Annotated in this window: 1 pseudogene; it reads left to right on the forward strand. The window is 41.1% G+C overall.

The annotated features are described in order from the left end of the window. Positions 1-251 precede the first annotated feature (251 nt). Positions 252-350: pseudogene (locus KDM89_RS22660) on the forward strand (DNA-binding response regulator); the annotation flags it as partial.

The raw sequence follows: 350 nt of genomic DNA on the forward strand, positions 1-350 counted from the left end.
GCCCACGACTATTTCATACCCTGTTGCAATACTGTTCGGATTCTGCGACGGTAAATATTGCAAATTCCCAAACCACAACGTATGCTGTCGCGTAACAATTCATCAATTGCAATGATCATCGAATAAAATTATGGCAAATACTGCAATTTGGATGAGAACTGCAGAAGTCCACAATTTTGATATTTTGTAATTGCATTCGTTATAATGATATGTATTGGCCAATTCAAGCCGGACTTTAACGGTAATTACTCATGAGAATCGCTGTACTCGACGACGACAACAATTTGCTGGAACTGGTCTGCACCATCCTGAACGCAGCCGGCCATACCTGTCATCCTTTTTTAAGTGGC

Origin of the sequence: Cognatundibacterium luofuense (assembly GCF_018139685.1) — a bacterium.
GTDB lineage: Bacteria > Pseudomonadota > Gammaproteobacteria > Burkholderiales > Burkholderiaceae_D > Undibacterium > Undibacterium luofuense.